Source organism: Archangium sp. (genome assembly GCF_036277355.1).
In the GTDB taxonomy this organism is placed as follows: domain Bacteria; phylum Myxococcota; class Myxococcia; order Myxococcales; family Myxococcaceae; genus Archangium.
Genome location: NZ_DASUNC010000094.1, coordinates 50,239 through 76,387 on the forward strand (window position 1 = coordinate 50,239; position 26,149 = coordinate 76,387).

The 26,149-nt window shown below is 69.4% G+C and carries 18 protein-coding genes; 9 read left to right on the plus strand and 9 right to left on the minus strand.

The genetic code is table 11. The annotated features are described in order from the left end of the window. Positions 1-60: 60 nt before the first annotated feature. Positions 61-405, plus strand: coding sequence for a thioredoxin family protein (locus VFZ09_RS24550; protein ID WP_329730075.1), 345 nt, complete (start codon positions 61-63; stop codon positions 403-405). On the opposite strand, the gene VFZ09_RS24555 is transcribed toward VFZ09_RS24550, so the two are convergent. The 3 genes from VFZ09_RS24555 to VFZ09_RS24565 form a co-directional block, all read right to left on the minus strand. After that, entirely contained in the window at positions 406-1,455 is a 1,050-nt protein-coding gene (locus VFZ09_RS24555) for a terpene synthase family protein (RefSeq protein WP_329730076.1), read from the minus strand. 310 nt (positions 1,456-1,765) lie between these two features. Then, a complete protein-coding gene (locus tag VFZ09_RS24560) occupies positions 1,766-2,002 on the minus strand; it encodes a hypothetical protein (protein ID WP_329730077.1) in 237 nt (78 codons plus the stop codon). Positions 2,003-2,005: 3 nt separating this feature from the next. Continuing rightward, the gene (locus VFZ09_RS24565; RefSeq protein ID WP_329730078.1) at positions 2,006-2,803 is read right to left on the minus strand and encodes a hypothetical protein; all 798 of its coding nucleotides are present in this window, start codon (positions 2,801-2,803) and stop codon (positions 2,006-2,008) included. Positions 2,804-2,994: 191 nt separating this feature from the next. Here VFZ09_RS24565 and VFZ09_RS24570 point away from each other — a divergent pair, with 191 nt between their 5' ends. Continuing rightward, a complete protein-coding gene (locus tag VFZ09_RS24570) occupies positions 2,995-5,046 on the plus strand; it encodes a M3 family metallopeptidase (protein ID WP_329730079.1) in 2,052 nt (683 codons plus the stop codon). A gap of 17 nt (positions 5,047-5,063) precedes the next feature. Here VFZ09_RS24570 and VFZ09_RS24575 read toward each other — a convergent pair whose 3' ends face one another. The 4 genes from VFZ09_RS24575 to VFZ09_RS24590 form a co-directional block, all read right to left on the minus strand. Next, positions 5,064-9,014 (minus strand): protein kinase domain-containing protein, encoded by a 3,951-nt coding sequence (locus VFZ09_RS24575; protein WP_329730080.1) that lies wholly within the window; start codon positions 9,012-9,014, stop codon positions 5,064-5,066. Between the two features lie 147 nt (positions 9,015-9,161). Then, positions 9,162-9,605: a hypothetical protein gene (locus tag VFZ09_RS24580; RefSeq protein ID WP_329730081.1), complete on the minus strand. Its 444-nt coding sequence runs from the start codon at positions 9,603-9,605 to the stop codon at positions 9,162-9,164. A gap of 15 nt (positions 9,606-9,620) precedes the next feature. Continuing rightward, positions 9,621-11,453, minus strand: a complete 1,833-nt coding sequence (locus VFZ09_RS24585) for an SPASM domain-containing protein (protein ID WP_329730082.1) — start codon at positions 11,451-11,453, stop codon at positions 9,621-9,623. Between the two features lie 17 nt (positions 11,454-11,470). Then, positions 11,471-11,950 carry a hypothetical protein gene (locus VFZ09_RS24590; protein ID WP_329730083.1) on the minus strand — a complete coding sequence of 160 codons (480 nt, stop codon included), beginning with the start codon at positions 11,948-11,950 and terminating at the stop codon, positions 11,471-11,473. A 268-nt stretch (positions 11,951-12,218) separates the two neighbouring features. Here VFZ09_RS24590 and VFZ09_RS24595 point away from each other — a divergent pair, with 268 nt between their 5' ends. From VFZ09_RS24595 to VFZ09_RS24620, 6 genes are all read left to right on the plus strand, one after another. Further along, the gene (locus VFZ09_RS24595; protein WP_329730084.1) at positions 12,219-13,994 is read left to right on the plus strand and encodes a sigma-54 interaction domain-containing protein; all 1,776 of its coding nucleotides are present in this window, start codon (positions 12,219-12,221) and stop codon (positions 13,992-13,994) included. 134 nt (positions 13,995-14,128) lie between these two features. Further along, positions 14,129-17,290 (plus strand): fibrinogen-like YCDxxxxGGGW domain-containing protein, encoded by a 3,162-nt coding sequence (locus VFZ09_RS24600; RefSeq protein ID WP_329730085.1) that lies wholly within the window; start codon positions 14,129-14,131, stop codon positions 17,288-17,290. 392 nt (positions 17,291-17,682) lie between these two features. Further along, on the plus strand, positions 17,683-19,995 hold the full coding sequence (locus VFZ09_RS24605; protein ID WP_329730086.1) for an RTX toxin: 2,313 nt from the start codon (positions 17,683-17,685) through the stop codon (positions 19,993-19,995). Positions 19,996-20,144: 149 nt separating this feature from the next. Further along, positions 20,145-21,449, plus strand: a complete 1,305-nt coding sequence (locus VFZ09_RS24610; protein ID WP_329730087.1) for a hypothetical protein — start codon at positions 20,145-20,147, stop codon at positions 21,447-21,449. A gap of 116 nt (positions 21,450-21,565) precedes the next feature. Next, complete coding sequence (locus VFZ09_RS24615; RefSeq protein ID WP_329730088.1) at positions 21,566-22,153, plus strand: DUF2378 family protein; 588 nt, start codon at positions 21,566-21,568, stop codon at positions 22,151-22,153. Between the two features lie 5 nt (positions 22,154-22,158). Further along, the gene (locus VFZ09_RS24620; protein ID WP_329730089.1) at positions 22,159-22,821 is read left to right on the plus strand and encodes a phosphoribosylanthranilate isomerase; all 663 of its coding nucleotides are present in this window, start codon (positions 22,159-22,161) and stop codon (positions 22,819-22,821) included. Here the strand turns inward: VFZ09_RS24620 and VFZ09_RS24625 are convergent. Then, complete coding sequence (locus VFZ09_RS24625; protein WP_329730090.1) at positions 22,802-23,368, minus strand: CDP-alcohol phosphatidyltransferase family protein; 567 nt, start codon at positions 23,366-23,368, stop codon at positions 22,802-22,804. The two genes, VFZ09_RS24620 and VFZ09_RS24625, sit on opposite strands and share 20 nt — an antisense overlap. Before the next feature lie 129 nt (positions 23,369-23,497). Then, positions 23,498-24,313, minus strand: coding sequence for a hypothetical protein (locus VFZ09_RS24630; RefSeq protein WP_329730091.1), 816 nt, complete (start codon positions 24,311-24,313; stop codon positions 23,498-23,500). An 86-nt stretch (positions 24,314-24,399) separates the two neighbouring features. On the opposite strand from VFZ09_RS24630, the gene VFZ09_RS24635 reads away from it, so the two are divergent. Next, positions 24,400-26,149 (plus strand): VWA domain-containing protein (locus VFZ09_RS24635; protein ID WP_329730092.1); only part of this gene is annotated, 1,750 nt, incomplete at its 3' end.

The following is a 26,149-nucleotide window of genomic DNA, read 5'->3' on the forward strand; positions in this document are numbered from 1 at the left end:
CCACCCAGGCGCCCGCTTCCCCGGTTGAAGCGGGCGCCCGGCACCGTTACTCACGGGGCCATGTCACATCCCGTGAGCTACGACGCGACGGCGGAGAGCTTCGACGCGCTGGTGCTGGAGCCCAAGGACGAGCTGGTGGTGGTGGACTTCTGGGGACCCGGCTGCCCCAACTGCGACATCTACGCGGCCGCCGAGCCCTCCCTGCTCTCCGAGCTCGAGGGCGCCCGCATGCGCGTGGTGAAGGTGAACGCGTACGAGCACGAGGAGCTGGCCCGGCGCTTCGGCCTCTACGGCATCCCCACCTTCCTCCTGTTCCGCGATGGCAAGCTGCTCGGGAAGATGAGCCAGTACTACGGGCGCGAGTACTGGCTCGGCGTCATCCGCGACCACCTGCCCCGGGCCTGACTAGCGGCGCAGCTCGGGGAAGGGCGAGGTCGGCGAGCTGTAGCGCCCGGTCACCATCGACCAGCGCACGTTGCCGTGAATCCACGCCTTCATCCCCTCCACGTACGAGAGGACGCGCGGCTCCACCGGCCCCTGCTCCAGCAGCACCTCCTCGCACGCGAGGAACGCGTCCGTGTCCGCGTTGATGACGCCGATGGCCTCGTGGATGGCCGCCTCCAACCCCAGCCGCTGGTTGACCCGCAGCACGTGCACGAAGTTGTTGGGGTTGTGGTGCCAGAGGACCTCCTTCTCGAAGGAGAACAGGTCGTTGGTCAGCCCCACCACCCGCGTGCACAGGTGCCGCATCCGCTGCACGAGCGGCTGCTGGAAGAGCGCCTCGGGCAGCTCCTGCCCCTCGCGCGAGAACTCCACCAGGTCCAGCGCCGTGTACATGGCCGAGTCCATGGCACGCTGCGCGATGTAGGGCTCCAGCTCCGGAACCGTGCCCGCCGCCCAGTGGCGCGCCGCCGGCAGCGTGCCCCGGTACAGGTAGTCCTCCACGTCCCGGGTGAAGCGCTCCAACCACGCCTCGCTCGCCAGACGGCTCATGCGCCCGCGCAGGTGGTGGGTGAAGCGCTCCAGCGGCGTCGCCCGGGTGCGCGGCGGGCCTCCGCGCAGCACCTTCAGACAGGACTCCACGTACTCCTGGAGGTACTCCGGACGCTGGCCCACCTCCTCCTGCTCGTCGGCCTGGTCATCGAAGAGGAACAGCCACACGTGCCAGTCGTTGCAGACCTCCAGCCGCTCCCGCGTCCCGCTCGGGTAGGTGTAGGCCGTGAGCAGGCCGAACTGGCTCGCGTCGAAGCGCCTCACCACCGGCTGCACCTTCGGCAACAGCCTCACCGCCAACACCCGCGCCCGCGTGGCCCGGTCGATCGCCCTCGCATGCAGGCTCGGCTCCGAGTGCCAGGACGTGGGCAGCCTCAATGTCGAGAGGCTGGGTCCCCTGAGCAGCGGCTCCTCTGACGGCGGGGTGAACGCGGCGGAACCGGACGGGAGGACTGAAAGCATCGGAACCTCGAGCGAACGGGAACCCTGGGAGCGACCCTCGTTCTCGGCCAGTGACACTACAATAATGAACCACCACTGCAAAAGAGTTCCTCGTTCCTCGCGAAAATCCCGGATTTGGCCCGAGAGGAAGGGTACAGGAAACTCGCTTTCCCCCCATTGTACCACTTTGTCGCATTTTGTCGCTATTTGAGACTCTCATCCCCTCAATCACCGGGAGCGACAGAGAGGTGACGCCCGGTGCGGGTAGCGGCAACCCGGAGAGGCGGCGCGGGCCGCCCGCTGTCGGGCACCGGAAGGAAGGAGCGCCCGCTCAGTCCAGCAGGACGCGGCGCACCGGCGCGACACACCGCCCCTCACGCTCGGGGATGAAGCCGCCGGAGAAGCCCTCCTCCCCGTCCTCGCCCAGCAGCGACCAGCCGCCGTGCAGCCCCGGCTCCGGACTGGCCGCGTGCGTCAGCACCAGCACCGCCACCACCTCGACCCCCGCCGCGCGGAAGGCCCCGACGTGCATCAGCCCCCACTTCGTTCCGATGACGCCGATCCGCATGCCCTATCCGCCGCAGCCGATCCGCTGCGTCCCGATGATGACGTCGTCGTACCAGAGCTCATCCTGCTCGCTGTGGTACGTCTCGAAGCCGAACCACGCCTTCCCATACTGCGGCGACCAGGTGCTCAGGCTCTTGCCCCAGTTCGTCGTGTGCAGGCCCTCCACCTCGGTCCCGTCGAACCACACGCGCAGCTCGTGCTGGGCCCCGTTGAAGAACGCCTCCACGCAGTGCCACTTCCCCGCCTGGAGCTGCACGCCCTTGCTGGGCTCTCCCCACGGGCCCGAGAGCACCTCGTACTCCGTGCCCGGGTGGATGAGGTTCGCCTCGAGCACGTACTGGTGGAAACCGATGCGCACCATGCGCTGGTTGTCCGCCGAGCCTCCTCCGAAATACGTGCTGTGGCCCTGGCCCATGCCGTTCTTCGAGTGCAGGAAGACCCGCGCATAGAAGCTGTTGTACTGCGGCGGGAAGGGCTCCGTGGCCGTGAACAACACCGAGCGGTAGCTGCTCGTGCCCGTTCCATTCACATACACCGACTTCGAGCCCGAGTGCGCCTGCGTGCCGTCGATGGAGATGCTGCCCTTGTTCTCGAAAATCTGTACCTGCCACTTCGATGAATCGGGCGCTCCACCCACGGAGGCACCTTCGAAGTCGTCACAGAGCAGCACGCCGTCCACGCCACACGCGCGCACGCCCGGCCCCGTGCCGGGTGACGTGGTGTCGGGGGCATTCGGGTCGCAACTCCAGGACACTCCGAGGACACAGAGGAGCTTCAGCCACGCGCCACGTCGTTGATTCACGGTCACCACGCCTTTGGGGGTCAGGAGCGCTCAGCCTAGCGCCTCGTGTGCCCGGGTGGAGCGGAGACGTCCGCGGGTGGGAACCCGGAGGGCGAGGGGACATGCGCACAGTGCGGCCCCCTTTTCACCGGCTGCGACGTCCTCCTCCCAGGGCTACATTCCGCCCTCCGTTTCCCGCAGAAGGAGTCGTCTTGAGAATCGCCGCATTCACCCTCGCGGCCGCCCTGAGCGCGGCCGGTTGCTCCCACTCGCCCATGACGAAGCCCGAGCCCGAGCCCACCTCCTCCGTCCAGGCCGAAGCCCGCAAGCCCCTGCCTCCTCCCGAGGGCTCCAAGCTCCTCTCCGGCACGCTCGAGACCTTCAACGCCGCCTGCTCCGCCGACCTGGAGCGCGCCCGTGCCCGCATCGCCACCCTGAAGTCCCTCGAGGCCTCCGACGGCCACGCCGTCCTCGAGGCCTATGACGACGCCACCGCCGCCATCGGTGGCGCGCTCAGCCGCTCCAGCCTCACCCGCGAGGTCCATCCCCAGGCCGCCTTCCGCGACGCCGCCCGCGCGTGCGAGCAGCAGGCCGATGCCCTCAACGTCGAAATCTCCCAGGACCGCGGCGTCTATGACGCCCTGTCCGCCGTGGACCTCGCCCAGGCGGATGGCCCCACCCGCTACTGGATGGAGCGCACCCTGCTCGAGTTCCGCCGCGCGGGCGTGGATCGCGATGACGCCACCCGCGCCAAGGTGAAGGCCCTCAACGAGGAGATCCTCAAGCTCGGGCAGACCTTCACCCAGAACATCTCCGAGGACGTGCGCAAGGTGGAGCTGGACCCGAAGGAGCTCGCCGGCCTGCCGGAGGACTTCATCCAGGACCACGCGCCAGGCGCCAACGGGAAGGTGGTCATCACCTCCAACTACCCCGACTACTTCCCCTTCATGACGTACGCCCGCGATGGCAAGGCGCGCGAGAAGGTGTGGCGCGCCTACCACCAGCGTGCCCACCCGAAGAACCTGCCGGTGCTCGAGCAGCTCATCGCGAAGCGCCACGAGCTGGCCACGCTGCTGGGCTATTCCTCCTGGGCCGCCTTCGTCACCGAGACGAAGATGACGCGCACCCAGCAGGTGGCCGCGGACTTCATCGACAAGGTGGCCGCCACCGCCGAGCGGCGCGCGAAGCAGGAGTACGCGGACCTGCTCGCCCGCAAGCAGAAGGACGAGCCCAAGGCCACCACCGTGGAGCCCTGGGATCAGGACTCCTACGAGGACAAGCTCAAGGCGGAGAAGCTCGGCTTCGACTCACAGGCGATGCGGGCCTATTTCGAGTACGGGCGCGTGAAGCAGGGCGTGATGGACATCACCTCGCGCATGTGGGGCATCACCTACGTGCCGGTGAAGGACGCGGCGGTGTGGCACCCGGACGTCGAGGCCTATGACGTCATGGAGAACGGCACGCTGCTGGGCCGCATCTTCCTGGACATGCACCCGCGGGAGAACAAGTACAAGCACGCGGCCCAGTTCGACCTGGTGTCGGGCCAGGCCGGCAAGCGCTACCCGGAGGGCGCGCTGGTCTGCAACTTCCCGCGCACCGGCGCGCTGATGACGCAGGACGAGGTGGAGACGTTATTCCACGAGTTCGGCCACCTGCTGCACCACGTCTTCGGCGGCCGCCAGCAGTGGAAGGGGCTCTCGGGCATCGCCACCGAGTGGGACTTCGCGGAGACGCCCTCGATGCTGCTGCAGCAGTGGGCCACCCACCCCACCATCCTCCAGCAGTTCGCCCGCCACCACGAGACGGGCGAGGTGATTCCGGCCGCGCTGGTGGAGAAGCTCCGGGCCTCGAAGGAGTTCGGCAAGGGCCTGTGGACGCGCCGGCAGATGTTCCTGGCGGCGGTGTCGCTGGACTACTACTCGCACGCGCCGGGCTTCGACACCACCGGGGCGCTGAAGAAGCTGCAGGAGAAGTACAGCCCATTCCGCCACGAGTACCGCGACGGAACGTACTTCCAGCTCGCCTTCGGACACCTCGAGGGGTACTCGGCCGCGTACTACACGTACGTGTGGTCGCTCGTGATCGCCAAGGACCTGGAGACCGAGTTCCAGAAGAACGGCTACCTGGATACGGCCACCACGATGAAGTACCGCAAGACGGTGCTCGAGCCCGGTGGCTCCAAGCCCGCCGCGGAGCTGGTGAAGGACTTCCTCGGCCGGCCCTACGGCTTCGACGCCTACCGCGCGTATCTCGACGCGAAGTAGGCGTCTGGGGCGAAGCCCTATGCCACGGCTTCGCCCCAGCGCTGATGGGCCAGCTCCAACGTCCGGGCATTCTCGGGCACCTGGCGCAGGAAACGCTCGCGCGCCTCGGGCTCGGGGATGTCACTGGCACGGGCCCTCACGCACCGCAGGGCCTCGCGCAGGGCTTCTTCTCCCGCGCTCGCGTCTCCCTGCGCGAAGCAGGCTTCCGCCAACGCCAGACGCATGCCCACCGCGAACACGCCCTCACTGCCCATCCGCGCCAACTCGCTCACGCCCAGCTCCGCCACCTCCCGCGCCTCCACGGCCCGGCCCTGGGCACGCAGGATGCCACTGAGGACCGTGCGCGCGTACACCCGGTAGACCAGGAAGGGCACCAGCAGCTCACACGCCTTGCGTGCCAGGGACTCGGCTTCGCTCAGCGCGCCACCGTCCGCCGTCATCCGCGCCAACAGGGCATGGCTGACGCCTGGAATGAAGAGGTAGCCGCTCTCCCGCGCCATCAACTCGAGCAGCCCGGCATGTGCCTCCCGCCGGTCTTCCGCCTCGGGACGGTCGGCCAGCACCAGGCTCAAGTCCAACAGGGCAGTCTCCACCAGCAGATGCTGCTCCGTACGCCTGGCGGTCCCCAACGACTTGCGCAGCACCTCCACGGCCGACGGCCGCTCTCCCATCGCCCCCAGGCTGAACCCCAACAGGGTCTGCATCACAATCGTGTTGCGCTCCGAGCCCACCGCGCTGAAATCCCGCTCTCCCTGCTCGGCCAACTTGACGAGCCGCCAGGGACTGGACTCGAAGAAGCAGGAGGCGTGGCCCTTCAACAGGCTGGCGATTCCCCGTGCCAGGGGCGAGTGGGCCATCACGTCAGCACCCACTTCCATGAGCCGCCCCAGCATGGCTTCCACCTTCTGCCGCTCTCCGGAGATCATGAACCCAGCGCCCATCAAGGCGATGGCCTCGAGATAGGCCTCGACCGCCTTGGGCTCCGGCGTGGTACGCACCAGCAGCTCGCCCAGACTGGCCGTCACGTCCGGACGGGTGGAACTGGCGCCCCCGAAGATCAGGCTGCCCATCAACCTGCACCACAACGGGCTGCCGGCCTTCAGTCCCGCCAACGCCGGGACGCCCAGCTCCAGGGCCCTGGACATCTGCGCCCTCCAGAAGAGCACCATGGCCTGGAGCGCCTGAAGCCGGGCGAGGCCCTCACCGCTCACCCCACAGGCCACGGCCGCCTCCACGCACCGCAGCGTCTCCTGCATGTTGTTGCGCTCGAAGAGCCGCTCGGCGGCCCGGGTGTAGAAGCTGGCGGCCCGCTCCAGCTGCTGTCCCCACTGGAAGTGCGTGGCGAGCACCAGCTCATCCGGCTCCCCCATCCGCTCCAACCACGCCCCCGCCCGCTGATGACCCAGGGGCCGCTGGCCCTCGGGCACCAGTCCGTACGCCGCGTCCCTCACCAGCGCGTGGCGGAACCGGTACTCGGTGGCCGTGGCGAAGTGGCTGTCGGGCAGCGGCTCGATGACCTCCTGCTCCACCAGCACCCGCAGGTGCTGCTCCAACCGAGCCGGCTCCACCAGGTGGCCCAACAGCTCCCCCACGCCTTCCAACCAGAAGACGCGTCCGAAGATGCTCGCGGCCAACAACACCTGGCGCTCCCCGTGCACCATCCGCAGCAGGCGCGCCTGCAATACCGCCAGCACCGTCTCCGGGGCCTTCTCCCCGCGCCCTTCCGCCGCCATGCGGATGAGCTCCTCCAGGAACAGGGCATTGCCGTCCGACTGCTCCACCGCCCGCTGCACCACGGACTCGGACACCCGCGGCCCCAACACCTCCCGCACCAGCCGGCCACACGCCTTGCGGCTCAACCCCTGGAGCGGCACCTCCTGCAGCCGCCTCGCCCAGAGTCCTGGGAAGAGCTGCTTCACCTCGGGCCGGGCCAGCGCCAGCACCAGGAAGGGCTGCCCGGCCAGCTCCCGCAGCAGCCCGTCCACCAGCGTCACCGTCAGCGCGTCGCTCCAGTGCAGGTCCTCCAGCACCAGCAGCACCGGCTGATGGGCGCACTCGGCCTTCAGGAAGGCACCCAGGGCCCGGCCCACCTGCGTGCTCATCAACTGCGGATCGCCTCGCGCCGCACGCAGCCGGGGACTCTCCTCCTCGGGGAAGGGGATGGCGCACAGCTCGCCCAGGAACTCCACCACCTCCTGGGCCTTCGCCTCCGGCAGGTGCCGCGCCACCCGCTGGTACAACCGGGTCCTCCGCGCCTCCAGGCTCTCCCCTTGCCCCACCGCGCACAGCCTGCGCAGCGCCTGGCCCAGCAAGCCGTACGAGGCTCCCGTGCTCATCGGGTCGCCTCGCCCCAGCAGCACCAGCGGCGGCTGCTCCTTGCCCTCCAGGCGGCGGAGGAATTCGTGGCGCAGCCGCGACTTGCCCGTACCGGGTGACGCCGTCACCAACAGCGCCCGGGCCGCGGACTCCTCCACACACGTGGTGAAGGTGAAGTCGAGCAGCGCCAGCTCCTGCTCCCGGCCCACGCAATGGGTGGGCTTGCCCAACAACGGCCGGGAGGCATCCGCCTCCAACTGCTCGCCGCGCAGCACGAACGTGCCCGAATCCGAGCGCGACAGCTGGAAGCCCGGCCCGAGCAGCCCCGCCGTCACATCGTCCATCACCACGTTGGCCGAGGGCGTGCGCTCCAGCTGACGCAACAGCCGCCCCGCCCTGTCCATGGCCTCGCCCACCGGCATCCGCTCGTTGAAAACGCCCAGGCCCGTGGTCAGCACCACCGCGGCCTCCGGCCAGCGCTCCTTGAGGGTGAGGGCGCAACGCGCCGCCAGCGCCGCCTGGTCCGTGGCCGTGCCTCGCTCCGGCGCCAGCGTGGCCACCAGTGAACCATCCGCCAGCAGTTCGGCCTGCGCTCCCTGGAGCGGCGCCAGGTCCCTGCGCAGCGAGTCGCGCAGCGCCACCCCCAGGTTCCAATCCGACGTCTCCTCCTGCGAACCGGCGGCGAGGGACACCAGCAGCACGCTGACGAGCTTCTGCTCGGCCTCCACTCCGCTGTCGAAGCGCGGCTCCGCCCCAGCCCGTGGCAACAACAACTCGGGGACGGACTCCAGTGCCCCGAGCGCCTCCACCAGGCGGGGGGCGTCCGCCAGCCTCTGCCGGGGGTCCTTGGCCAGCATCCGGTCCACCAGCACCTGCAGGCCCGCGGGCAGGCCCGGGCGCAGCACCTCCAGGCGCGCCGGCTCGGCGTACAGAATCTTGGCCAGCGTGGCGGCGAAGTGCGGCGCGGCGAAGGGCGGCCGGCCCGTGAGGCACTCGTACAGCACGCACCCCAGCGAGAAGATGTCCGCCGCGGGAGGAATCTCCGGCGCGCTGGAGGCCTGCTCCGGCGCCATGTACCCCGGCGTCCCCACCACCGCGCCCGTCCCCGTCACCGCCACCAGCGTGCGCGTGACGTAGCGCGCCAGGCCGAAGTCCAACAGCACCACCTCTTCGGGCCGGCCCCCTCGCAGGAAGAGATTGGAGGGCTTGAGATCACGGTGGACGATGCCCTGCTGGTGGGCCGTGGTAAGGGCCTCGGCGGCCCGGCGCAACAGGGAGAGCGTCTCGGGAAGACCGAGCGGCTGGCGGGCCAGACGATGTGACAGCACCTCCCCCTCGAGCCACTCCATGGCCAGGTAGGGCTGGTGCGCCTCGGTGGAGCCGTGCGCCACGTAGGCGACGATGCCGGGGTGACGCAGCTCGGCCAGCAGCACGGCCTCGCGTTTGAAGCGGTAGGCCACCTCCGGTGAGGTAGCGCCATTCAGCAGCTTGAGGGCGACGGTCCCGCCCGTGGACGAGTCGGTGGCGCGATAGACGAAGCCCATTCCTCCGCGGCCCGCCAGGGATTCGAGGATGAAGCGGCCCGCGATGACCGTGCCCTTGGGCAGGGTTCCAGGTGGGGTGGCGGGTGCAGGGGCGGTCTTGTCGTCCATGAAGGTGCGCTTGCGCTCCGCTGGCAATCTACCCGAGGTCCCCTCGCTGCCCGAAATCACCTGGCCCCCCGTAGGCCCCCGGGCCCACACCGCCCTTCGCCCCGCCGTGGCCAGCACCGCCACGGCGCACCGCGTAGCGTAAGGGCGTCAGCCGTTGTTGTTGTTATTATTGTTGTTATTGTTATTGTTGTTGTTGTTGCTCTGTCTGCCCTCGCCCGGGCGCGGGTTGCCCTCGGGCTCGCCGGGGCCGCCGGGCATGCCCAGCACCAGGCCCGCCGTGCCCATCATGACGAGGTGCCCGGAGCGCGCGTAGGCCCGCGGGTCGATGATGGAGAGCTTCTTGCGGTCGCACCAGATGGTCTGGTTCTCCTTCACCTGGGGCAGCGAGAAGCTCCGCGTGAGCTGGTCACCCGCGTAGCAGTGGATGTTGGCCCGGCTGTAGATGGCGTGAGGCTTCGGCGCCTCCTCCGTCAGCAACCAGTTCACCAACCACTCCTCGAGCTGCGTCCGGGCGGGGCCGTCCTCCAGCCGCAAGGCATTCAGGAAGCACTCCACCGTGTGCGCGGTTCGCGCCATCTCCTGGGGATTCACGCCGGGATTCCTTCCTCAGGGCACATAGTAGAACTCGAAGTTCTGGAACGGCAGGTTGATGGCCTGGATGTGGTAGAACGCGTTGTTCTTCTGCTTTTGATAGTGATACTCGCGCAGCGACTGCGTGGTGACGAACAGGTTGTTCGACACCCCCGGCCGGTACAGCGCGCTGTGCAGGTGGAGGACGCCTCCCAGGTCCGCCATCACGTACTCCTCCCCCAGCGCGTCACTCGGCTCCAGGCACTGGAAATGGAGCTGGTAGGTGAACAGGTGCTCCTGCTTCGTGCGCTTCTCGTCCCCGTACACCACCGGCGTGTCCCGCAGCATCTGCAGGTACAGCGTGTTGCGGATGGGCTCCGGGCACGCCTTCTGGAAGAGGTCCTTGCGCACGTGCAGCCGCAGCCGGTCCTCCTTCGTCAGCGTGAACAACGAGCGCTCGCGCTTGAGCAACTGTGACGAGAGCGGCAGCCGCTCGTCCCCCATCTCCAGCACGAAGCCGTCGTCGGAGTAGAGCGCCTGGAGCGTCTCGTCCTCGGCGATCAACGCGGGGAGCGTGTTCTTCTCCTGGTGCAGATCGTTCGGCAGCAGCACCCCGGGCCTGGGCGGGGGCGCCTCCGCGAAGGCCAGGCGCGGGTGCATGTTGCGCGCATACCACCGCGCGTAGTCCTGCTGCGCCTCGGGCGCGTCCTCCGGGAACGAGCGCGGGTTGTCCGTGTAGAGGGCCTTCTGCAGCTCGCACGTGTACGACTTCGCGCTCTTCATCTGCAGCTTCACCGCGGGGCAGCCCGTCCTGCACAACCGAAGGTGGCCGCAGCCCTGACAGCTCGAGTCGAAGCCGTGGGCCTGGTGCAGCGCGCTCACCTTCCGGGCGCCCGTGGCGAGAATCTGCTCCACGGAGCCGGTGAACACGTTGCCGTAGTGGAGCTCCTCGAGCCCCTGCCCGCGCACGCACGAGTACACCGAGCCATCGCTCTGCAGCAGGAAGAAGCGCTCGCCGCAGTTGAAGGCGCTGGTGCAATAGGACGGCTTGAACTCGTCGAACCAGTGGCGCCGCAGCCCCTCCTCGAGCTCCGTGCCCGCGAAGGCCTCGTTCAACGCCCGGTACAGCTCCCTCTGCTTCGCCGGCGAGGCCTGCGTCAGCGGCGACTTGCCCTTGCTCACCTCATGCGACTCGTTGAGCGCCGACTCGAACGCGAACATCACGTTGAACCGGTTCATGTCGAAGCCCAGCTCGCGATGGATGAACCAGATGTCGTCGATGACGGCCGGGATGTCGGCCAGGTGCTCCTCGCACAGGGTGGCGGAGATCTTCTTCGCGTGCGGATAGCGCGCCAGCAGGCGCAGGTTGTCCAGCGTCTTGTCCAGCCAGCTCGCCCCGCCGCGCGTGGTGCGGTGCTTGGCGTGCATGGCCAGCGGCAGATCGATGCTCGCGCTGATGGACACCTTGTGCTTCACGAACAGCTCGTAGAGCGGCTCGAACCGGTACAGGTTCGTCTTGATGTGCGGCACGCTCTTGGGCTGGCCCAGCGCGGAGAGCGCGTCGAAGTGGCTCATGTAGTAGCCACGGATGAGCGTGAACAGCTCCTCCAGCACCGCCGGAGGCATCGTGGTGACCTCGCCCCCGTGCAGCGAGACGTTGAAGGCGAGCACCCCCGCCGCCTCGAAGGCGTCCAGGGCGTGCCGCAACGTGGCGGTGGCGCGGGCCGCGTCCTGCTTGAGCGTCTTCCGGGTGGTCTGGTCCCCGAGGTAGCAGTAGCTGCAGCCGAGGTTGCAGCCCAGCGTGGGCACGTAGAGCAGGTGGATGTGGCGGGAGTACTCCCGCTGGGGCTTCCACTGGGGCGCGTTCATGGCGGGCTTCACGGGCTTCAGGTGCCGGTCGCGGGCAGTTCCTCGAGCCCCGTGAGCACCGCGTGGGGCGCGGCGCGGCGCACGTGCTTCACGATCTTCCGCGCCACCTTCTGGAACCGGGCCGCCTTGTTGGCCGCGATCTTGTCCGGCTTGCGAGCCCCCGTCTGGAACCTGTCCTGCTCCAGCACCAGCACCTTGCCCGTGGACGACTTGAGCAGGAGCCGTCCCCCGCCCGCCTCCATCGAGACCTTCTGGACGTTGGCGTAGTAGAGGATCTTCCTGCCGCAGATGAGGTAGCGGGGCCCCACGTAGAGCCGCCTGGGTGGCCGGGCGGCCACCACGGCCGCGAACCCCAGGACGATGACCAGGGGGAAGAAGACGAACAGCGCTCCCACGGCGGCCCCCAGGATGAGCGCGAGCGCCCCCCACCGGGCACCGCTCAAGCCCACCGGCTCGCCATGATCGTATTTGATCAGGGCGAACTTCTCGAGATCCATGCGTGCTCCCGCTCCATCGGGCCCAAGCCTAACGTTTCAGCGCGGCGGGGTCTCGTCCACGGCACGTCCCCTGAAAAGAAGCGAAACGCTAAATAAACGGAATCATTGTGACGCGCTGGCGGGAAAAATCCCGTGCCCCGCAAATTCCGTGCATCATTTTTCCCTTTATCGGCTCCCTTTACCCGAAGGGGCCTATACAGCCCCACGTCACTTCGCGGAGTGGGCATTGAGAGACATCCGGGGGCAACTTCCACTGGAGCACGAGCGCGTGAGTCCGCTCGTCTCCGTCAGCCAGCAGCTTTCATCGCTCGAGGAGTTGGAAGCGCTCCTCGAGGCCATTCCCAGACTGGCCCGGACGCTCGTCCCCGTCTCCGAGGCCGTGCTCGTGGAGCAGGGTGAAGCCGGACACTGGCGGTGCCTGGCCGGTGGGGCCGTGCCACGAGCGCTCTCTCCCGCGCGGCTGCACGAGGCCCTGGGGCTCGCACTCCGGGAGCAGTCCCCACGGCTCGTCGTGGAGGGGACAGCGGACGGGCGGTGGGCCGTGGTTCCGCTCCAGACCGGGGGGCGCCCCATGGGACTGGTGATGGGACTCGTCCCGGGGCCGGAGCCGCGCCCGTGTCACGAGATGGAACAGCTCGCCGTCTTCGGCTCCCTATGTGGCGCCGCCATCACCCGGGCCCGCACTCTCGTCGCCCTGCGTCAGGCGGCGGCGCGTGATGCCGCGACCCTCTCCGCCGTCCGGGACGGCCTCCTCACCGTCGACCCGGAAGGAGTCGTCCGCGCGCTCAACCCGGCCGCGCAGGGACTGCTGGGCGTCAGGAAGGAGCAGGTGATCGGCCGGCCGCTCCGGGAGCTCGCCCCGCTCGCGTCCCTCGCGGAGGTGCTGGACACCGGGAGGCCACTCACGAACGAGCGCATCTCCCGCTCGCAGGGAGAGCTGCTCGTCTGCTCCCAGCCCTACGAGGGGGGCACCATCCTCACCCTCACCTTCCAGGAGCCCACCTGCGCGAAGCAGACCGCCGGTGCCCCGGCGCGCTTCACCTTCGACGATCTCGTCGGGAGGGAGCCGGCATTCCTGGCGTGCCTGGAGGAGGCCCGCCTGGCGGCCCGCTCGGACGTCCCCATCCTCATCACCGGGGAGAGTGGCACCGGCAAGGAGCTGCTCGCCCAGGCCATCCACCGCGCGTCCCCCAAGGCCAGCCAGCCCTTCGTGGGCATCAACGTGGCGGCGTTTCCCCGCGAGCTGCTGGAGAGCGAGCTGTTCGGCTACGAGCGGGGCGCCTTCACGGGCGCGCGGGCGGGAGGCAACCCGGGAAAGTTCGAGCTGGCCAGCCAGGGGATGATCCTCCTGGACGAGATTGGGGACATGCCGCTGGAGATGCAGGTGAAGATGCTCCGCGTCCTCCAGGAGCGCACCCTCCAGCGGCTGGGCGGCTCGCGCGACACGCCCCTGCGCGCCCGGGTGGTCGCCACCACCCACCGCAACCTGGAGGTGGCCGTCCAGGAGGGCACCTTCCGGTTGGATCTCTTCCACCGCCTCCGCGTGGTGCACCTGCGCCTGCCCCCTCTCCGCGAGCGGCGGGGGGACATTCCCCTCCTGGTGGAGCGGCACCTGCAGCGCTACGCCTCGCGCGTGGGACGCCCGCCCCTCCGGGTCTCGCCCCAGGTCATGGCCGCGCTCCAGGCACATGACTGGCCCGGCAACGTCCGCGAGCTGGTGAATCTCCTGGAAGGAGCCGCCTGTCTCCTGCCCGAGGGACAGGAGGTCATCGAGCGCCTCCCTTCTTCCGTGGAGCATCTGTTCCAGCGCCGGGGTGAGCAGCGGCCCCCGGCGGCGGGCGCTTCCCTCCCGCCGGCGGAAGACCGGGTGGTGCCCTTCGACGAGGTCGAGCGCCGCACCTTCGAGCACGCGTTGCGGCACTGCGCGGGCAACGTCGCCCAGGCGGCCAAGGCGCTGGGCGTGGCCAAGGGGACCTTCTACAGCAAGATCCGGCGCTACGGCCTGGAAGCCCCGCGCCCCTCGCCAGCCTCCTACCTGAGCTGAAGCACCCGGTCAGGCTCTGACCTGGAGCCGTTCAAATCTTGAACCGCCTCCAGGAATTGAACGCACCGGCTCGCGCCCACGCGAGGAGCGCCCGTCCGCCCAGGCACCTGGGTGCTGGCCCGGGCGTTGCTCCCATGCGACGCGTGAGCCATCCAACGCCGAACCGGTCCCTGGAGGGCACTGCCCTCTTCCTGCTGCTCCTCCTGCTGATTCCCGGATGCACCCCCCAGGAAGGCAGCGTCCCACCGCCCGGGTCCGCCAGCGCTACCTTCTCCATCCGGGACAGGGACGTGGAGGGCCTGTCCCCCGCCAGCGTCACCGCCCTGGCCTCCACCTATGCGGAGGTCTCGCGCATCGTCATCGACGTGAAGGAGCGGGACTCCGGCGCCCTCCTGTTCACCCGCTTCGAGCTGACGCAGTCGGACGGAGCATGGTCGGGCACCCTCACCTTCCTCCCCAAGGGGAGGACCCTCACCTTCAGCGCCCGGGCCTTCTCGGGCTCCGGCACCCTGCTCTTCTCCGGTGCCACGGAGCAACTGCTCTCCCACGACGGCGAGAACGTGCCCATCACCCTGGCCCCCGCCAATGACGGCCAGAGCATCACGCTGCCGCGCATCCGGAGGATTTCGCTTCCGACGGCGCTCGAGCCGGAGCAGGCCGGCAACGTGGCCGTCCTGGTGGAGGCCACTCCGGGAGAGACGCTCACCTACGAGCTCTCGGCGGCGCCGGGAGGAGGCGCGTTCTCTCCGGCGAGCGGCCCCTTCAAGTTGACGGCCCTGGTGGGCACCCTCGTCGTCCAGTACCTGCCGCCCCGGGTGACGGCGGAGAGGGACTTCGAGCACGCGGTGAAGGTGACGAACGCAGCGGGGCACTCGGTGACCACCACCTTCAAGACGAAGGTGAAGCCGCCCGGGAAGACGGACGGAGTGACGGACACCGGCGTGAAGGTGCTGTTCAACCCGGTCATCCACGGCCTCTCGGCGCACCGGGTGACGGGCACCAGCGACGTCCGCTTCGAGGCGCGCATCAGCGACGACAGCCCCGCCGAGGCGTGGACGTACGCGTGGAGCTTCACCCCGGGCGACGGCACCTCGCCCGAGCCGCTGCCCGTCTTCACGAGCGGCACCAACCCCTCCACCCTCCAGCACTACAGCGCCTCGGTGCGGGGCCAGGTGACGCTGGCGGTGACGGATGACCATGGGGGGACCACCACCGTCTCCTACGTGCTCCAGCCCGACGAGTTCCCCGACAGCCCCGTGGTGGACAGTGGCCTGCTGTCCCTGAGCGCGGGCGAGGGACATACCTGCGTGCTGCTCAGTGGCGGCGCGGTGCGCTGCTGGGGCCGCAACACCTGGGGCCAGCTCGGCTACGGCCACCCCCTCAGCGTGGGCGATGACGAGCTGGCCGACACCGCCGGCAACCTGCCCCTGGGCGAGAAGGTGGCGCAGCTCGCCGTCGGGGGCCACCACACCTGTGCCCTGCTCGAGTCCGGCATGGTGCGCTGCTGGGGGCGCAACCACGCGGGCCAGCTCGGCTACGGCCACACCCTCAGCGTGGGCGATGACGAGGCCGCCTTCAGCGCGGGCCTCGTCCCCCTGGGAGGACCCGCCACCCGGCTGGTGGCCGGCTCCGCGCACACCTGTGCCCTGATGACGACGGGCGCGGTGCGCTGCTGGGGCCTCAACACCCATGGACAGCTGGGGTACGGCCACACGCGGAACGTGGGCGATGACGAGGCCGCCTCCAGCGCGGGCGTCGTCAACGTGGGGGGTGCTGTCCGGGAGCTCGCCGCGGGGGCCTCGCACACCTGCGCGCTGCTGGAGGCGGGCACCGTGCGCTGCTGGGGCCTCAACGCCCAGGGGCAGCTCGGCTACGGCCACACCCGGAACGTGGGCGATGACGAGTCCCCCGCCAGCGCGGGCAACGTGGACCTGGGGGGCTCCGCCGTGCAGCTCACCACCTCCAGCACCAGCCAGCACACCTGCACCCGGCTGGGCACGGGCACCGTGCGCTGCTGGGGCCTCAACGCCTCGGGCCAGCTCGGCTATGGCCACACCCGGAACGTGGGGGATGACGAGCCCCCCGCCAGCGCGGGCGTGAGCGTGGGGGGCACGGTGCTCCAGGTGGCCACCGGCGCCGAGCACACCTGCGCCCTGCGAGGCTCCGGCAGCCTCGCGTGCTGGGGCCGCAACGAGTCCGGTCAGCTGGGCCAGGGCCATGACACCTCGCTGTCCTCGCCGCCCGCGGCCCCCGTGGCGCTCGGCACCACCGCCTTCCAGCTCGCCGCGGGCGCCTGGCACACCTGCGCCCTGGTGAACCCGGGCGCGGTGCGCTGCTGGGGCCGCAACACCTGGGGCCAGCTCGGCCTGGGCCACACCTCCAACCTCGGCGACAACGAGCCGCCCACCAGCGCCCCCAACCCCACCCTGCTCCCGCCCCGCCTGCTGGAGAGCTTCCAGTCCGCGGTCACCGTCCCCGCGAGCAGCGCCATCACCGTCCGGGTGCAGGCGATGGATCCTCAAGGCAGCGGCCTGTCCTTCTCCTGGAGCGCCAACGCCAGCACGCTCTCCACCCCCCTCACGCAGGAGGGGACGAGCGAGGTGGTCTGGACGGCGCCCGCGTCCTGCGCCGTGGGGGTGAGCCCGCTCCTCACCGTCACGGTGGCCAACACGCTCGGGAAGAGCACCTCCGTGACGTTCACCCTCGCCCTCAACACCTGCATCAACTGCGCGAACATCCTGGGGGCCCGCCCGGCGTCTCCCAGTGGCCTGTACCGGATCGACCCGGATGGCACGGGGGCGGGCGCGCCGTTCGACGCCTGGTGCGACATGACGCAGGACGGCGGAGGGTGGACGCTGCTGGGCCGGGGAACCTGGGGCTCCCGGGAGTCCAGCAGCCTGCCACCCGGCACCCATGCCCTGCTGCCCGCGAGCCTTCGCACCAGCGTGCTGAGCACGACGGGGCGGCTGTTCCGGCTCGGCTCGGGCACCTCCCGGCTCTTCATCTCCGACCCATCGCCCCTGCTCGGCGTGGGCGACGGCGTCTGGAGGACCACGGCCGCCTCGGTGCGGTGCACCACCAGCTATGCACGGGTGCTCGCCAACACCCTCGCCACCACGTCCACCAAACAGGTCAGCTGCGATCCCACCATCATCGGGACGCATACCTGCGGCTTCCACGGCGGATGGGTCCTCACCATGTTCTATGACACGTACAACTTCGAAGGCGGCCACCCGTGTGCCTTCAGCGTGGGCAATCCCCCCGGCAACACCCTGCTGGACCTCTGGGTGCGCTGAGTTCCACTGAAGACTGGCATTTCTTGTCTGTTCAAAATCTCGACCGTGGGCGTTCAATTCTCAAACAAGCACGGAGGCTGTGTTTCCGGTGGGTTGAGCGCTCGCGCGGAGCCTGACGAGCTCCCCGCGTTCAAGAATTGAACGGGCCCGCGGGGGCGCTGGAGCACACGGGACCGAGGCCACGGGAGATCAACCACTTAACCGCTGGCCCGCGGCTTGCTCATGGGGAGAGCCCGGTGAGGCTGGCGGATGAAACAGCCAGCGCCCCCAGGGTTCCTGGAAGGAAACGACACGACGTGACGTCGAGCGGGCCGCATGGCGCGGCACGGGAGACGTGCGTCCGCATGGAAGGCCCGATGACCGAAATGACCAGTCCAACCAGTTGTCTGCGCATGTTGAGGAAGGCGGCCCTCATCCTGTCCGCCTTCAGCCTGGCGGTGGGATGCACCCCGCCCCCCGCCCAGCCGCCCCAGCAGGAGCAGCAGGGCACCGCCAGCGCCTCCATCTCCATCCAGGCCTCGGACATCACCCCGCCGGAGGCCGGCTCCACCCAGGAGCGGCACCTCTCCGCCTTGTCCGGTCCCTCCGCCCAGGCATTCTCCTACCTGGACGTGTCCTCCATCCGCATCGACGTGAAGGAGAAGGCCACCGGCAACATCCTCTACATCAACTTCGATCTCTCGCTCTTCGAGGGCGCGTGGACGGGAACGCTCCCCTTCCTGCCCAAGGGCATGGCCCTCACCTTCACCGCCCGGGCCTTCAACGCGGGCGGCACCCTGCTCTTCAACGGCACCGTCGATCAGACGCTCTCCTTCGACGGTGAGAAGATCATCTTCACCCTCTCGCCCGCCAACGACAAACAGACCATCAAGCTGCCGCGCATCCGGAAGATCTCCGTGCCCAGCGCGCTCGGCTCGGACCAGAGCGGCAACGTGAGCTTCGCCGTCGAGGCCACCACGGGCGAGACGCTCACCTACTCCATCACCGCGGCCACCGGCGGCGGCTCCTTCTACCCCGTCTCGGGCGCCATCACCCTGACGGCCACCACGGGCACCTTCGTCAGCCAGTACGTCTCGCCCTCCGTCACCACGGAGAAGGAGTTCGAGCACACGGTGAAGGTGACGAACGAGGCGGGCCACTCCGTCTCCACCACCTTCAAGACGAAGGTGAAGCCCACGGGCACCACCGACGGCGTCAAGGACAACACCGTCAGCGTCTTCTTCAGCCCCGTCATCAACAGCATCAGCGCCCAGCGCGTGCTCGGCACCGGCAACGTCATCTTCGGCGCCAGCGTGGCCGATGACGGTGACCTCAGCACCCTGGCCTATACGTGGAGCTTCACGGCCACCACCGGCACCACCTTCGACCCGATGCCCGCCTTCAGCGGCACCACCAACCCCGCCACGCTGCAGAACTACACCCCGCTGGTGCAGGGCACGGTGGAGCTGACGGTGAAGGACACCAACAAGGGCGTCACCACGCTCTACTACAAGCTCACCCCGGACCAGTTCCCCGACAACCCCATCATCGAGGGGGACACCACGGGCCTCAACACCATCCGCGCCGGCGAGTTCCACACCTGCGCCCTCATGAGCAACGGCACCGTGCGCTGCTGGGGCCGCGGCAACTACGGCCAGCTCGGCTACGGCAACTCGCTCACCGTGGGCAGCACCTCCACCACGCTGCCCTATACCGCGGGCAATGTGCCGCTGATGGGCGTGGCCACCAAGCTCGCCGTGGGCGCCAACCACACCTGCGCCCTGCTCAACACCGGCTTCGTGCGCTGCTGGGGCTACAACGCCCATGGCCAGCTGGGCCTCAACACCACCCAGAACGTGGGCGATGCCGAGGCCCTCTCCAACTTCGGCTACGTCAACCTGGGCGGCATCACCACGACAATCGCCGCGGGCTACAACCACACCTGCGCCCTGCTCAACACGGGCAACGTGCGCTGCTGGGGCCTCAACAACTACGGCCAGCTCGGCTACGGCCACACCCTCAACGTGGGTGACAACGAGCAGCCCTCGAAGTACGGCGACGTCCAGCTGGGCGGCCCCGTGAAGGACATCATCGCGGGTGGCAACCACACCTGCGCCCTGATGGAGACCGGCAAGGTGCGCTGCTGGGGCCTCAACAACTACGGCCAGCTCGGCTACGGCAACACCACCTGGATTGGAGACACCGAGCACCCCAACGCCGTCAGCGAGGTCGCCCTGGCCGGCAATGCCGTGCAGCTGTCCGCGGGTGAAGAGCACACCTGTGCCCTGATGGAGAATGGCTTCGTGCGCTGCTGGGGCCTCAACGCCGCGGGCCAGCTCGGCTACGGCAACACCACCACCCTCACGTCGTCCGGCGGCGACGTGGCCACCGGCAGCAAGGTGCTCCAGGTGTCCGCGGGCAATGACCATACCTGCGCCCTGCTGAGCACCGGCGCCATCAAGTGCTGGGGCTATGGCCTGTACGGCCAGCTCGGCTACGCCTCCACCGGCAATCTGACCTCGCCGGGCGCCAACGTGGACCTGTCCGGAGCCACCGCCTACCGCATCACCACGGGCCTGAACCACACCTGCGCGCTGCTGAGCACGGGCGCCGCCCGCTGCTGGGGCATCAACAACTACGGCCAGCTCGGCTACGGCAACACCAGCCCCCTGGGCGACAACGAGCAGCCGTCCACCGCCGGTGACATCAAGGTGATGGCGCCTTAATCAGACACCGCTTCCACTCCGGGGCGAGGGCTCTTCCATGGGCCCTCGCCCTTTTCATTTTCGAGCGGAAATCGCGCGCATCATCTTCCTCATCACCGGCTCCTTCCTGGCGAGGGAATCCTCCCTTTCGAATGAGTTGGAGACACACCATGCTTCGTTCCTCCTGGAAGACCTTGATGCTCACCACGGGCCTCGCCGCCCAGCTCGGCTGCGGAGGCCCCGCCGAGGACTCCGGCTCGCTGGAGCAGCCGAAGGGCACGGCCCTGACGGGCCTGAACGCCCTCCAGCGGCTCGACATGCCGCCCCTCACCAAGGGCGTGGACGTCACGGCGCTCGTCGCCTCGGAGTACCACTCGCTGGCGCTCGCCCCCACCCTGCAAAACAGCATCCTGTCCTCCGATGGCAGTGCCAGCTCCATCATCCAGACGAGCGACGGCGGCTATGCGTTCACCGGCACCACCCACGTGCTGGGCACCAATGACATCCTCCTGATGAAGCTCGACGCCTTCTTCAACGTCCAGTGGGCCTACGCCTATGGCGGCTCCAACGCGGAGTCCGGCGTCGAGGTCCGTCAGACGAGTGATGGCGGGTTCATGATCGCCGGGCAGATCTTCCAGAACGCCACCACCAATTACGATTTCTATCTCGTCAGGACCGACTCCGCGGGCAACTACTACTGGCAGTTCCCCCACGGCGGCTCCCTCCACGAGTACCCCCGAGCCATGGAGGTCACTCCGGACGGCGGGTGCATCATCGTCGGCAAGACGCAGAGCAACCTGGGCTACCAGGATGCCTACATGGTGAAGTACTCCGCCACCGGCGCCGTGCAGTGGACGAAGCCGTTCTCCAGCGGCGCGGATGGAACCTACGAGTTCCGGGGCGTCACCAACGTTCCAGGCGGAGGCTATGTCGCCGTCGGCTCCCGGCAGGTCAAGGTGTCCTCGACGACCTGGGAGACCTATGGCTACGCCGTGAAGGTGAGCAGCACCGGCACCACGCTCTTCCAGGTCAGCTCGGGACGGTTCGCCTACCTGGAAGCCGTGGCCGCGACCTCCACCGGCTACGTGGCCGTGGGCTACATCTACCCGGCGTCGTCCACGGCGGGCGCCGACTTCTACGCGGTCCGCTTCAACACCACGGGCGGCACCCTCTGGGCCCAGAGCATGAACGCGGGAACTCGCGGGGATTACCTGAGCGATGTCCAGGTCGCGAGTGACGGCAACTACGTCATCACGGGCTCCACCACCCCGTCCGATACCCAGAGCAACATGCGCGTCATGAAGCTGGACAACAGCGGGGTCGCGCTCTGGGACTTCTACCCCTACCCCAGCACCTGGTACACGTTCGGCCAGAGCCTCGCCAGGACCAGCGATGGGGGCTTCATCGTCAGCGGCGGCTACACCGACCCCAGCACCAACACCCGCTACATGCTGCTCTCCAAGTTCTCGCCCTGAGAGAGAGAAACCGTGGGTCCTCCGGGCCCGTCCGGACCGTGGGACGGGCCCCGGCTCCCCGCTGGCGCGCGGCCCCACCTTGGTGGTAGGCACCCCCTGTTTGCGCAGGGGGTTTCATGGACAGCAGTGACGCGCTGCATCTCCGCATCCGGGCCGCCACCGAGAAGGATGTGCTGCTCGGGATGTTCTTCGACAGCTCGATGGAGAATCTCCAGCGGCAGCTGGGGCCCACGGAGGCCGAGGCCGTGCGCAAGGAGGTCTTCGGCTCGCGCAGCATCGTGAGCTTCTTCCGCTACCCGGTGGCCGATCTCCTCAAGCTGGCCGACCTCGGCGTGAAGCGCAACAGGACGAGCTCGCGCACCTACGACGACTCCATCGTCGAGTTCGGCCGCGCCGCGGTGAACTACTTCTTCGACTCGCAGGCCGGCAAGATGATGTCCTTCCTGTCCGGCGACGAGCCCCACCGCCTCATGGCCAGCTCCCCTGCCGCCTACAAGGCCGTCACCGCCTTCGGCGAGCGCTCCTATGAGCGCGTGAGCGCCCGCTCCGGCAAGCTCATCTGCCACGGGGAGCTGCTCGGCCCGGCGTGGACCCAGGGCGTCGTGGAGCAGGCCCTCCTCAAGGCCGCCAAGGTCAGTGCCCGCGTGCGCGTGGAGGTGAAGAACCCCTCCGGCAGCGACTTCATCGTCCACGTGGAGTGGTGAGCCCCATGGAGGCGAGCATCCCCCCGCGGATAAAAATCTGCTGCATCTCCAGCGTCGAGGAGGCCCGCGCCGCCGTCCGCGCCGGGGCCTCCGCGCTGGGGCTCGTCTCGAGCATGCCCAGCGGGCCCGGCGTCATCTCCGAGGCCCTCATCGCGGAGATCGCCGCCACCGTCCCGCCCCCCATCGGCACCTTCCTGCTCACGTGCAGCCAGGACGCGCGGGACATCATCGCCCAGCAGCGCCGCTGCCGGACCAACACCGTGCAGCTCTGCGACCGGCTCACCACCGGCACCTACGCGGACCTGCGCGGCGCCATGCCCGGCATCTCGCTCGTCCAGGTCATCCACGTCACCGGCGAGCAGTCCCTGGAGGAGGCCCTGGGCGTGGCGCCCCACGTGGACGCGCTGCTGCTCGACTCGGGCAACCAGGCCCTCGCGGTGAAGGAGCTGGGCGGCACCGGGCGCGTCCACGACTGGAGCATCAGCCGGCGCATCCGCGAGCAGGTGGGCGTGCCCGTGTTCCTCGCCGGGGGCCTGCGCCCGGAGAACGTGGGCGAGGCCATGCGGCAGGTGGGGCCCTTCGGGCTCGACCTGTGCAGCGGCGTGCGGACCGGGGGCGTGTTGGATACCGGGAAGCTCGAGCACTTCTTCACGCGGTTGCGCGCGTGAGGGGGCGGGCCTCGCCCTCGCCCGGGCGCGCCCGCTTCCGCCACACCGTCAGTGTGTAGTCCACCACCGCCGCGAGCGCCGTCACCCCCACCGCCGCCACCAACGGCCGCACCAGCCGCGGCGCCACCAGCACCGACATCAGTGCGCCCAGTTGCAGCGTCGTCACCACCTTGCCCAGCATCCGCGCCTGGAACTTCACCGGACGGAAGCTCGGCAGGAAGCGCGCCACCACGAAGCCCACGCCCGTCGCCACGTCGCGCACCACCAGCGTGCCGAACTCCGCGGGCGTCAGCTTCCCCTCCGCCACGAAGGCCGCCAGCGCCACCATCACGAAGCCCCGGTCCGCCAGCGGATCGATGAGCGCGCCCCAATTCGACTCCAGGTGCTGGTGACGGGCGATCCACCCGTCCAGGAAGTCCGTCAACGCCGCCCCCGCCACCAGCCCCGCCCGGGCCAGCGGATCCTCCGTCGACACGAAGACGCCCGCCAACGGCAGGCGGCTCAGCGACAGCCCGTTGAGGAGCACGAGGCTCGTTCGTCGGTGCATACCTCCGGAAGGTAGGAATGCCCCCCGTCGCTTGCATTCCCGGCCGGCGGGGAACGTTCACTCCCCCGCTCGCTCACCGCGCCCAGGGCGGGCAACCAGCCAGGCGGCCCCTGGCCCGGGCGGTGGTGCTCACTCCTCCCGGGGCTTCAGCAACTCCTCGCCGGGAGGCGGGCCGTACAGCATTCTCGCGCCTCCGAGGTGCAACAGTCCCATGCCCGCGGGCAGCGCGGCGAGCAGTGCCCACGGGAAGGCCCCACCCGCGATGGACACCGCCACCACGAGGGCCGCACCCGCCAGCCAGGGCAGCGCCGGCAGTGCCACCGCCAGCTTCAGGAGGGCGCGCAACCAGGGCGTGCTCGACACCGCCTCGCTCCCCGCCAGCAAGGCCGGCACGAAGGAGGTGAGGGCCACCACCAGGAGCCAGCCCAGTGACAGCCCCACGTCCGAGGAATGGCCCTCGACCAGGGCGAAGAGCGCGGGCAGGGCCTCCAGTCCTCCCGCGAGGGCGGTCACCCCGAGCCCCCACGTGCGGCGCGAGCCACCTTGCCACGGCCTCACCTCACCGTGTCCCGCCGCCGCGCGCGCCTCGGCGTACAGCTCCGGGGGCACCTCCAGCGCGTACGGGAAGCCGAGCTCTCCCAGTTGCAGCACCGCCACGTGCTCCACCTTGCGCCCACCGCTGCCCGTGTAGTCGCGGATCCGCTCGTCCTCCAGAATCTCGTGCACCAGGTCCGCCCGCTCGCGAGCGCTCTCCCCGGGTCCCAGCGGACTCTCGAGCCCGCTCAGCAGCGCATCCACCTCGGCACGCGCCACACCTGGCGAGCGCACCTCCTCCAGCAGGGCGCGCGGGGACGGCCGCTCCGCCTGGCTCTCCGGCGCGGGGATATCCCCCAGGAGCTCGCCAGGGGCGTCGGGGGAACGAAGGGCGGAACGCGAACGTTGCACGGTGTCCCCAGCATACCGGGAACCCGCCGCGCGCGCCGTTGTCCAAGGGCTCCGAGAGATGAACCCCACCCACGCTGGAGGAGTACATGAGGCGGAGCCCCCTCGCCGTCACGGGAGTCGTGTGCGCGCTGACCGTTGGAAGCTGGACGCTCGGCGGGTGCCAGCGCTCCGAGGTGAAGCGCCTGGAGCCGATTCCGGAGAAGGTCCAGGCCACGGCGAGCGAGAAGGCCCCGGCCCCCCAGGCGCAGGCGGCGGCTCCGGAGACGGCCCCGGCCGCTTCGCCTCCCGCGGCGCCTCCGTCCGCGGCTCCCCGGGCCTCGGCCGCACAGGTCTTCGGCGCGGGCAGCGGCGGTACCGCCCAGGGACTCGGCGGGCTCAGCCTCAAGGGCAGCGGGGGCGGCGGCGGCGGCGTCGGTGACACCATTGGCATCGGCTCCATCGGCACCCGGGGCCGGGGCGGTGGCGTCTCGTCCTCGGGAGCGGGCTACGGCATGGGCAGCGTCACCCTCAACGGCAAGGCCAGCGTGCGTGTCCCCACCGCCCACTTCTCCGAGCCGCTCCAGGGCAACACCGAGCAGTACCGCGACAACGGGGTGAACGCCTTCGTCACCACCGCCGAGGACCGGCTGTCCACCTTCTCCATCGACGTGGACACCGCCTCCTATACCCTCGTGCGCCGCAAGCTCCTCGAGGGCACGCCGCCGCCCCGCGAGGCCGTGCGCGTGGAGGAGTTCCTCAACTACTTCCGCTACACGTACCCCGAGCCCGAGGGCGCCCCGCTCGCCGTGCACCTGGATGCCGCGCCCTCGCCCTTCACCCCCGGCCGCCACCTGCTGCGCGTGGGCGTCCAGGGCAAGCGCCTCAGCGTCTCCGAGCGCAAGCCCGCCCACCTCACCTTCCTGGTGGATGTCTCCGGCTCCATGCAGTCGCCCGACAAGCTGCCGCTCGCCAAACGCTCCCTGCGCATGCTCGTGGACAACCTGCGCGATGGCGACACCGTGGCGCTCGTCACCTACGCGGGCGGCGTGAAGCTCGCGCTGCCTCCCACCGGCCTGGAGCACAAGGCCCTCATCCACGCCGCCATCGAGGACCTCACCGCCGGGGGCTCCACCGCCATGGCCAACGGCATCCAGCTCGCCTACCAGCAGGCCATGAAGACGCTCGATGGAAGCTCCGTCTCGCGCGTCCTCATCCTCTCCGATGGCGATGCCAACGTGGGCCCCTCGTCCCACGAGGACATCCTCGCGCTCATCCGCGGCCACGTGAAGGAGGGCATCACCGTCACCACCGTGGGCTTCGGCATGGGCAACTACAAGGACACGCTCATGGAGCAGTTCGCCGACAAGGGCAATGGCAACCACTACTACGTGGACTCGCTCCTGCAGGCGCGCCGCATCTTCCAGGAGCAGCTCGGCGGCACGCTGGAAGTCATCGCCCAGGACGTGAAGCTCCAGGTGGAGTTCGACCCCGCGCAGGTGGCCCGCTACCGGCTGGTGGGCTACGAGAACCGGGACATCGCCGACCGCGACTTCCGCAACGACAAGGTGGACGCGGGAGAGATCGGCTCCGGCCACACCGTCACCGCGCTCTACGAGCTGGAGCTCAAGCCCGGCGCGGGCGAGGGCCTCGCCACGGTGCGTCTGCGCGCCAAGCGGCCCCGGGGCGAGACGGCTTCGGAGCACACGTACCGTTTCTCCGCCGGGGCGCTCGCGGCCTCCTTCCCCGAGGCCTCCGGGGACCTGCGCTTCGCCACCGCCGTCATGGGCGCCGCCGAGCTGCTCCGCCACAGCCCCCACGCCGAGCGCTGGAGCTTCGACCAGGTGCTCGACATCGCCC